The 8,011-nt window shown below is 38.6% G+C and carries 7 protein-coding genes and 1 pseudogene; 7 read left to right on the plus strand and 1 reads right to left on the minus strand.

The window, feature by feature from the left end:
* The first annotated feature begins 537 nt into the window (after positions 1 to 537).
* From QM917_RS02280 to QM917_RS02305, 6 genes are all read left to right on the plus strand, one after another.
* The gene (locus tag QM917_RS02280; protein ID WP_414284636.1) at positions 538 to 1,584 is read left to right on the plus strand and encodes a FecCD family ABC transporter permease; all 1,047 of its coding nucleotides are present in this window, start codon (positions 538 to 540) and stop codon (positions 1,582 to 1,584) included.
* 1 nt (position 1,585) lies between these two features.
* On the plus strand, positions 1,586 to 2,341 hold the full coding sequence (locus QM917_RS02285; protein ID WP_075230909.1) for an ABC transporter ATP-binding protein: 756 nt from the start codon (positions 1,586 to 1,588) through the stop codon (positions 2,339 to 2,341).
* Between the two features lie 22 nt (positions 2,342 to 2,363).
* A complete protein-coding gene (locus QM917_RS02290; RefSeq protein WP_414284638.1) occupies positions 2,364 to 3,374 on the plus strand; it encodes an ABC transporter substrate-binding protein in 1,011 nt (336 codons plus the stop codon).
* The gene (locus QM917_RS02295) at positions 3,355 to 4,050 is read left to right on the plus strand and encodes an alpha/beta hydrolase-fold protein (protein WP_414284640.1); all 696 of its coding nucleotides are present in this window, start codon (positions 3,355 to 3,357) and stop codon (positions 4,048 to 4,050) included. Before QM917_RS02290 ends, QM917_RS02295 begins: the two co-directional genes overlap by 20 nt.
* 156 nt (positions 4,051 to 4,206) lie before the next feature.
* Positions 4,207 to 5,550: a DEAD/DEAH box helicase gene (locus QM917_RS02300; protein WP_414270752.1), complete on the plus strand. Its 1,344-nt coding sequence runs from the start codon at positions 4,207 to 4,209 to the stop codon at positions 5,548 to 5,550.
* Positions 5,551 to 5,796: 246 nt separating this feature from the next.
* Positions 5,797 to 7,158, plus strand: a complete 1,362-nt coding sequence (locus QM917_RS02305) for a VWA domain-containing protein (protein WP_414284642.1) — start codon at positions 5,797 to 5,799, stop codon at positions 7,156 to 7,158.
* A gap of 134 nt (positions 7,159 to 7,292) precedes the next feature.
* Here the strand turns inward: QM917_RS02305 and QM917_RS02310 are convergent, their stop codons facing one another.
* Positions 7,293 to 7,502, minus strand: a complete 210-nt coding sequence (locus QM917_RS02310) for a hypothetical protein (RefSeq protein ID WP_414284644.1) — start codon at positions 7,500 to 7,502, stop codon at positions 7,293 to 7,295.
* 127 nt (positions 7,503 to 7,629) lie between these two features.
* Here QM917_RS02310 and QM917_RS02315 point away from each other — a divergent pair.
* A pseudogene (locus QM917_RS02315) lies at positions 7,630 to 8,011 on the plus strand (IS3 family transposase); the annotation flags it as partial.

Raw genomic sequence — 8,011 nt, forward strand, 5'->3', positions numbered from 1 at the left:
CCTTCGGGGAGATTTTTTGTTTTCGGCTTGCCGTCTAGTCCATAAACGTTTTATCCAGCAAGAATCATGATGCTAAGGGCGTAAGAAATCCGTATGAAAATAGGGAAAGGACACCGTGTTCGATGAACACAAGGAGTTTCATCTTTTTCACTAGGATTTTAGCCCGAGCTCAAATCAGCTCTCTGACTTCAGGGAGCTTTTTACTTTTTGCCAAGTGCTTAGGCCGTGTTCAATTGAGCATATCTTGAAAGTAAGGCTAGTCGATTGAGTAGCCTTTTTATGTTTGTCACCTTACCTCGATATACTCAAGTATGATCTTAGGTTACGGTTCCTAGCACTGTAAGGTAAAATAAACCAGAAAGGTCTCTCTTCGGGGAGATTTTTTTGTTCACTAGGATTTTAGCTTGAGCTCAATCAGCTGTCTAGTTTTAACAGTCTTTTTAGCTGTATCTTTCTAGCCTTGTTCCTGCCTTGGAAATGTGGTATACTATTCATGAAAATTGTCTAAATTTTTAATTTTTGTTAAAGGAGGGTTTCATGCTTTCCAAATCTTCTGGAAGCCATCAAAACCTGCGATATATTTTTCTCCTATCGCTGTTGCTCGGAACTTTGGGAGTTTCTCTATTTTTGGCTGTTTCTATGGGTTCAGTTCAAATTAGCTTGAGTGATACTTATCGGATTATTTTGAGTAAGATGGGGGCCCCTCTGGATATAGGAGAACTTTCGAAGTCTACACTTGCTATTGTTTGGAATATGAGATTACCACGGGTTTTTCTTGGATTGATTGTGGGTGCAGGTCTTTCCATGTGTGGCAGTGTGATGCAGTCCACAGTCAATAATCCAATCGCAGAGCCCTATGTGTTAGGAATTTCAGCTGGGGCAACCTTTGGAGCAACTTTGAGTATTATTCTTGGATTTAAAGTTTTGATTGGTCTTGGCTCTTTCCTAGGAGCGCTTGTGGCAACAGTTGCAGTTCTACTCATCGCATCCATGCAAGGCAGAATGACAACTTCTAGCTTAATCTTATCAGGAACGGTCGTGAATGCACTATTTTTGGCTTTTTCAAACTTTATTATCTCTATTGGTGCCAATGCTGATAGCGTTATGACCATCAAGTTTTGGACCATGGGTTCCTTAGCGGGGACCTCCTGGGCTCACTTAACTTTGCCAACAGTAGTAGTAGGAATAGCTTTCTTATTTTTCTCTACCCAATATCGTGTTTTTAATGCCATGATGATGGGAGATGAGGCGGCTTTGACCTTGGGAATTCCCTTGCGTTTTTACTGGTATCTCTATGTGACGATTGTGGCTATAATGACAGCAATCTTGGTATCGACCTGTGGGATTATTGGTTTTGTTGGCCTTATCACACCTCATCTAGCCCGAAGTTTGGTTGGGACAAATTACAGAAGGCTATTTCCGATAGCTACTTTACTAGGTGCCCTCTTTGTCGTTTGGGCAGATGTTCTTGCCCGTGTCTTGATTCAGAATGCTGAACTTCCGATTGGTATCTTCACAGCCTTAGTAGGTGCACCTTTCTTTATCTACATGGTTGGAAGTAGACGAAGGGAGGTGAGGGTCTGATATGGACTTAATGTGTCAGGATATTCACTTTGGAATCGGAGAGAAAAAAATTCTTAAAGGAATCTCACTTAAACTTGAGGGCAACCAATTTCATACTATTTTAGGACCAAATGGCAGTGGGAAGACTAGCTTGTTGAAACTCCTCTATCGACAGGAAAAGCCTGATCAGGGCTTGATTTCTCTAGATGGAAAGCCACTGGAACAATTGAGCGTCAAGGAAACGGCAAAGCAGATGGCAGTCGTCACACAGTTTAATCAGTTACAATTTGATTGTACGGTTGAGGAAATTGTCATGCTGGGCAGAACACCCCATCTCTCTTTCTTACAAAAGGAAAAAGACAGTGATTTTGCTCTGGTTGAGAATGCTCTGGTCAAGGTAGATATGCTCGAAAAGAGAAATCGACTCTACTCTTCTTTGTCAGGAGGAGAGAAGCAGCGGGTTTTGTTGGCACGTGCCTTGGCACAAGAACCGACTCTCCTGCTCTTAGACGAACCAACCAATCATTTAGATATCAAGTACCAGCTAGACTTGTTAACCATTGTCAAACATCTCAATATCAATGTACTAGCAGTATTACATGATATTCAGCTAGCTTGTCGCTATTCAGACTATCTCTACCTAATGAAAGAAGGAGAGATTGTTTACCAAGGGACTCCAAAAGAGACCATCACACCCGAGTCTTTGCGAGCTGTCTATGACGTCCAAAGTCAGATTACTTGGACAGAAGATCAGCAGGCCATGATTCACTATTTATAAAAAATGAAAAGGAAAACAAAACATGAAAAAATCACTTAGTATATTGCTCCTAACAGTAGCTACCTTAACTTTAGCAGCTTGTGGAAATAGTGCAACAGAAAAAGCTACCACACAATCAAGCACAGAGACAAGTCAAAAGGCTAGTACAGAAACCAGCTATCCTGTAACCATCAAAACTTATGACGCTAAAGGAAATGAAGTCGAACAAGTCTTTGAAAAGACACCTGAAAAGGTCATCACCAACAACCTTTCAACAACTGAAATCCTACTTGAACTCGGTTTGAAGGATAAAATTGCCGGTATGCTCAATCCTGATAATGCCGTAACTGGTAAATACAAGGAAGCAATTGAAGCCATCCCTCATATTGGTGATAAAAAATCAGTCTCACAAGAAACAGTTCTTTCTTATGAACCAGATGCCTTGATGGGCCGCAACATGATGTTTTCTGAAAAGTCGATGGGAACTATCAGTGCTTGGAATGAAAATAAAATACCTGTTTATACGCAAAAAGCTTCACTTTCAACTATCCAACAGGATTTGGGCAATATCGTAGAAGATGTGAAGAATCTTGGTACCATTTTCAATGTCCAAGACAAGGCTAACCAATATGCAGAGCAATTACAAGCTAAAATCGATGCGGTTAAAAAAGCTAACCCAGAAACACAGGGTGAAAAGAAAAAGGCTTTGATTATGGTAGCCTATAATGACGAAACTTTTGGTGCTTACAAGTCAGCCCTTCAAGAAAGCTTGCTCAACCAACTTGGTTACACAAATGTCGCAACAGGAACATCTGGTTTGACCTTGGAAAACTTAGTATCAATGGATCCAGAGTTGATTATCTATGTAACCAGCGATCGTAATCAAAAATTAGATGAAAAAGCAGTGGATTTGATGAAGGCAAATCCTGTTTTGGAAAATGTCCCAGCAATCAAGAACCAAAAAATCATGACTATCTCTTACGATGAGTTGATGGATTACGGTCCTGCAGTGATTGATTCCCTTGAAAAAATCAATGACTTTATCAAGAAATAAGGAGTTTAACTGGGAAGGGATTCAGGTTAGGGTCAGTCTTCCTTCAAACTATGATCCTCAACAAGCCTACCCAGTTGTGCTCTTAAACGATGGGGAACTGGATTATTTATCAAACCTATCCCAATTTGTGATCTTAGTAGGTTTGATTCCAGAAAATCGTCTGGATGACTTTACACCTTGGAAAGCTAGTGCGTTGAAAGAAGGGGCTCCAGATTTCGGTGGGAAGGGAGACGAATACCATCAGAAGCTCTTTCAAGGAATTCTAACAACTCTGAAAAAGGACTACTTGATTGATGAAAGTAGGATTGCTTATGGTGGCTATTCACTGGGCGGTCTTGCTGCTGTCTATAGTCTCTATAGTAGTCATCTACCTGTGACCTGTATTTTCTCTATCTGTGGTTCCTTCTGGTATCCAGACTTTATAGACTTTTGTAGGGAACATGACTTGATTCAGAGCCAAAGCCTTATTTATCTACAAAATGGTCAGACAGAAGGTGCTAATCATTCCAACCGTCTGTCTAAGGCTCCTATTTTTGCTAGAAACATTCATGATCTGATTTCAGAAGCAGTTCCCTCAACTTATTCTACTTTTGATGCTTATGGGCATCATGAAGCTCTTGAGCAACGCTATCATCATTTTTGTGATTGGCTGAGAGAAGAGTGGAATCTTACGTAAAAATCTAATACTCTTTGTTTAGGATGGACAGAGAGTATTTTTCTTGTCTCTATTCAGGTAGATTTTGAAATTTCCGCGTGATTATCCAAATCGAAAGTTTAACTGTAATGCATCAAAATGTGGTATAATGAGTAGATAGATAGAATCGAGGATATTATGTCATTTACGAAATTTAAGTTTAAAAAATATATAGATGAAGCTTTGGAGGAGTTGAAGTTTACCAGTCCAACAGAGGTGCAAGATAAGTTAATTCCTATTGTCCTGGCAGGTCGTGACTTGGTTGGTGAATCAAAAACAGGTTCTGGAAAGACTCATACCTTCTTGCTTCCAATTTTCCAACAATTGGATGAAGAGAGCGATAGCGTGCAGGCAGTTATCACAGCTCCGAGTCGTGAGTTAGCAACACAGATTTATCAAGCTGCTCGTCAAATTGCAGGACACTCAGAAGTAGAGATTCGTGTTGTGAACTATGTTGGTGGTACAGACAAGGCCCGTCAGATTGATAAATTAGCAAGTAATCAACCACATATCGTAATCGGAACACCAGGTCGTATCTATGATTTGGTAAAATCAGGCGATTTGGCTATCCACAAGGCTAAGACCTTTGTAGTCGATGAAGCTGATATGACCTTGGATATGGGATTCCTAGAGACGGTTGATAAGATTGCAGGAAGTCTTCCGAAAGACTTACAGTTTATGGTCTTTTCAGCGACTATTCCGCAAAAACTGCAACCATTCTTGAAAAAATACTTGTCTAATCCAGTTATGGAAAAGATCAAGACTAAAACAGTTATCTCAGATACCATTGATAACTGGTTGATTTCGACCAAGGGTCGTGACAAGAATGCTCAGATTTATGAGTTGACTCAAGTCATGCAGCCTTATCTAGCCATGATTTTTGTCAATACTAAGACACGTGCGGATGAATTGCATACATACTTAACAGCTCAAGGATTAAAGGTGGCAAAGATCCATGGAGATATTGCTCCTCGTGAACGTAAACGGATCATGAATCAGGTCAAAAATCTTGATTTTGAGTATATCGTAGCAACTGACCTGGCTGCGCGTGGGATTGATATTGAGGGTGTCAGCCACGTTATCAATGATGCCATTCCACAAGACTTGTCTTTCTTTGTTCACCGTGTCGGACGAACTGGACGTAATGGTTTACCAGGAACAGCTATTACACTTTACCAGCCTAGTGATGACTCAGATATTCGTGAGTTGGAAAAACTAGGAATCAAGTTTACTCCTAAGATGGTTAAAGACGGAGAGTTCCAAGATACTTATGACCGTGACCGCCGTGCTAATCGTGAGAAGAAACAGGAAAAACTGGACATCGAAATGATTGGCTTGGTTAAAAAGAAAAAGAAAAAAGTCAAGCCAGGCTATAAGAAAAAAATCCAGTGGGCGGTCGATGAAAAACGTCGTAAAACCAAGCGTGCAGAAAGTCGTGCTCGTGGACGTGCAGAGCGTAAAGCCAAACGCCAAACATTTTAAAAATAAGACAGTAGAACCAAGTCGGTTTTACTGTTTTTTGTTAGCTAATATTTATAGGATAATATAAGTATCAAGTTTGAAATGGTTTGATAAATGAAATGAGAAGCTTTTAAAACACCGACTTTATAAGGTTTTTGGATAGTTAACTATAAAACGGAAAACACTTGCAAACTATAGTAATTTATGTTATTCTCAAGTAAACAGATTTAAAAAAATGTCTAAATCTGAAAAAGAAAAGAGGTTCTTATGGATAAAGGATTATTGAAACAACAACGTTTTTCATTTCGTAAAATGAAAGTTGGATTGGCTTCTGTAGCGATTCTTTTTGCCTTTGCTCAGCTTGGACAAGTTTCTGCAGATGAAACAAGTAAACCTTTTTCGAGTGAAAGTGTCAAGACAAGTGAAACAGTAAAATCACCTATTGAAGTTGCAACTGAAGAAATTGCAGCAGAAAGTGAGAAACCTGTTGTAAAAGAATCAGAAGCAAAACCAGGAGATTTAATCGAGGTTTCTACCAAACGATCACCTATTGATGTCAAAGAAAGTCAAGAAGGCAATCAGAAAGTCCATATTGAAACCTCTGTAGCTGAGGTAACTAAAACTGAAATTGCTCCAGAAAAAGTGGAAAAAATTCCAGAACCTGTAACTACGACAAAAGAGAATACTGTAGCTGCTAAGGATAAAGATGGAAATTCTTATACTCAGTACGAACGAGTAGACAAGAAAACAACTGTGGAAATAACTAAAACACCACCGACTGTTAAAAAAGCAGGAGCAGCTGATATTGTTTTCGTGGTTGACCGTTCAGGATCTATGGGAGGAACTATTAATACTGTTCGTAAAAATGTCAATGAGTTTGCAAGAAATCTTGCCAAAGATGGAGTAGCGGCACGTTTTGGATTAGCTACATATAGTGATGAAGTATACGGACGTCGATTAGGAAAAACTGACGAAGATACAATTCTAACGAAATTTGGTGAGACTTATTTTACAACAGATCCAGTTGAACTTGAAAAAGCTTTAGAAAAAATTAAGATTGCACATGGGGGAGATTCTCCTGAAACAGCAACTCCTGCTCTCACAAAGATTGTTTCTACTTACGACTGGTCTAAGTCACCAAAAAATAAAAAGTTTGTGGTGTTGTTAACAGATGCTAGGATGAAAGAAGATCCGTCAATTCCATCTATCGCTGAGACATTAACAACTCTGAAAAAAGCTGGTATTGATAGAATCGTAGCGACAACCTTGTATAATCAACGAAACTATAAAGATTTTGTATCTGAAGGTCGATTAATGACTATTGATCGTAACTTGGCTGACTCTTTAACTAAGGATGCAGCTTCATGGATTGTGGAAACAGTCAGCGAGGGACGTCAGTACAAGGTAACAAAAGACAACTACCAATTCTACTTGGAACGTCGTACAACTGTGCCAGTTTTGGAGCAGAAAGCAACTCCTAAACCAGCACCTACTGCTTACAAATCAGAAACAGCTAAACTTCCTGAAACTGGAAGCAATGATACTAGAAATCAAAGTCTTATGGGACTTGGTTTATTGATGGCTGGATTTGGATTAGTAGTAAGCAATAGAAAATCAAAAGAACAGTAGTATAAAGTAATAAAAAAACACTTGATGTGGGCTATATGCTTTCCGCTCAAGTGTTTTTTTTATAATATGAGAGCTGTTAGAATTAGACTAAAGTAGGTGTGGTTCAAATATTCTGATGGGATTTTTATGTTTCTTTACGATGATTTCCAGAAAAATTTCCTATAAATTTTAGTAATCGTTAAAACGATAACGTAAACGATACCCAAGATGGTTAAAACAAATTTTCCAGGACTCACTTCTGATCCGATAATAAAGATATGAAAGAGAGGAGCGAGGCCAATGCACATGTATATCAGATAAGTAACAAGGTTTAATTCACCAAATCCTGCAAAAAAATCTTTCATTTAAATTCTCCTTCAATATACTTTTAATATCAGTATACTATAAATAAAAGAAAAGAACAAAAGATAAATCAATAAAAATAAAAGACCTGAATTAGAGCTTTATAGGATTTTATCAGGTGTTTTTATTATGAAATTAACTTATGAAGATAAAGTTCGAATATATGAATTGAGAAAGCAAGGTCAAACCTTCAACCAACTCTCAAAAAGATTTGGTGTGGAGCTTTCTGGACTAAAGTACATGATGAAATTAATTGATCGTTATGGAATAGAGATCGTCAAAAAAGGAAAGAATTGTTACTATTCTCCTGAACTAAAACAAGAGATCATTGATAAAGTTCTTCTTGAGGGGCGTTCACAAATTAGGGTGTCTATGGATTATGCTCTTCCAAGTAGTGGATTACTTTCGAATTGGCTGGCACAATATAAGAAAAACGGGTATACTATTGTTGAGAAAACAAGAGGGAGACCACCTAAAATGGGACGTAAGCCAAAGAAGAGATTTGAAGATA

Source organism: Streptococcus infantis, from assembly GCF_047460685.1.
Classification (GTDB): Bacteria; Bacillota; Bacilli; order Lactobacillales; family Streptococcaceae; genus Streptococcus; species Streptococcus infantis_AD.

Excerpts from the sequence above, each read along its gene's own strand:
- QM917_RS02285 (WP_075230909.1), top strand. The coding sequence starts at position 1,586 with ATGGACTTAATGTGTCAGGATATTCACTTTGGAATCGGAGAGAAAAAA.
- QM917_RS02300 (WP_414270752.1), top strand. The coding sequence starts at position 4,207 with ATGTCATTTACGAAATTTAAGTTTAAAAAATATATAGATGAAGCTTTG.
- QM917_RS02280 (WP_414284636.1), top strand. The coding sequence starts at position 538 with ATGCTTTCCAAATCTTCTGGAAGCCATCAAAACCTGCGATATATTTTT.
- QM917_RS02310 (WP_414284644.1), bottom strand. The coding sequence starts at position 7,502 with ATGAAAGATTTTTTTGCAGGATTTGGTGAATTAAACCTTGTTACTTAT.
- QM917_RS02305 (WP_414284642.1), top strand. The coding sequence starts at position 5,797 with ATGGATAAAGGATTATTGAAACAACAACGTTTTTCATTTCGTAAAATG.
- QM917_RS02290 (WP_414284638.1), top strand. The coding sequence starts at position 2,364 with ATGAAAAAATCACTTAGTATATTGCTCCTAACAGTAGCTACCTTAACT.
- QM917_RS02295 (WP_414284640.1), top strand. The coding sequence starts at position 3,355 with ATGACTTTATCAAGAAATAAGGAGTTTAACTGGGAAGGGATTCAGGTT.